Origin of the sequence: Phytoactinopolyspora endophytica, assembly GCF_004138495.1 — a bacterium.
Classification (GTDB): Bacteria; Actinomycetota; Actinomycetes; order Jiangellales; family Jiangellaceae; genus Phytoactinopolyspora; species Phytoactinopolyspora endophytica.
On the sequence record NZ_ML142855.1, the window covers coordinates 218054 to 219070 of the forward strand.

At 66.5% G+C, this 1017-nt stretch carries 1 protein-coding gene and 1 pseudogene; one reads left to right on the forward strand and one right to left on the reverse strand.

What is annotated here, in order from left to right:
* A pseudogene (locus tag ELR45_RS35265) lies at positions 1-231 on the reverse strand (hypothetical protein); the annotation flags it as partial.
* Between the two features lie 471 nt (positions 232-702).
* Between ELR45_RS35265 and ELR45_RS15845 the strand changes: the two are divergent.
* Positions 703-903: a hypothetical protein gene (locus ELR45_RS15845; RefSeq protein ID WP_129667268.1), complete on the forward strand. Its 201-nt coding sequence runs from the start codon at positions 703-705 to the stop codon at positions 901-903.
* The last annotated feature ends 114 nt before the right edge of the window (positions 904-1017 follow it).

The following is a 1017-nucleotide window of genomic DNA, read 5'->3' on the forward strand; positions in this document are numbered from 1 at the left end:
GGCTCGGCAGGTCTGTGCCCATCGGGTGGCTTCGGTTTCGTCGGCGCCGAGGGCGCGGGTGATGTCGACGACGAGGTCGATGTCGAGTCGGCGGCGGTCGGTGCGGAAGCAGTCGTAGACGGTGGCGCGGGCGGGGCGTTGCTCGCTGGTGGGTGCGCCGCGGGCCTCGCGGAGTTTGCCGATGCGTTTGGCGATCTCGGCGTATGACGGGTGGCCGGCTGCCGCGCGCATCGACCGCAATCCCTCGGCCACATCGCCCAACGACCACCGTTTCGTTGTCGACACGCGCGTCTGAGGTCCACTCGGACTCGCGTTCGTACGGTCCCCTTGTTCACTGAACGTCACGCGTCCCCCTCACAGTCCCGCACCCGTTCTTCGCTGGCTCAGCCTACCGGCCCAGAGACGTGGCGAAGGTCAGGAGCGAACCGGAACCACCGGAAGTTTCCGCTGGCCACAAGGCGGAATGTTCCGCGTCCAGCGCGATGACGGTGGTGTGCGGCCGCGTCTAGTTTGTGCTGTGTCGCCCGAGTCGATGGAGATTCGTGGCGGCGCCACGATGCGATGAGCAGTTGCCCCGGACGTCCGGAATTGTATGGAAACGGCGACACCACCCGACGGGTGCGCTCATCGTGGAGCTGCGTGTCTCGGCCGAGCAACGGAGCACAGCTTCAGACCGAACGGCGAGAAGAGGGGACAACTGACATGAAGAAGACACTGACCCGAGTGGCGGCGTCCATTGCGCTCGTGGGTGGCCTCGCCCTTGGTGGCGCGGGCGCGGCTTCCGCGCTTGCTCCAGGCGGAGACCTTCCGGGTGTCGGCATGGTCATCGTCACGTCGGAGCCCGAGGGGATCACATATCACCTCTACGACACCGACGGTAACTACATGGGATACACCCGGTAGGTACCCGGGACCCGTCACGGAGAACGACGAGCGACGGCCGTGGGGCGCCCCTGTGCGTGGCGTCCAGAGCCGGGCAAAACGCTCGAACACGATGCCCAGGCACGTGTGCTCGAT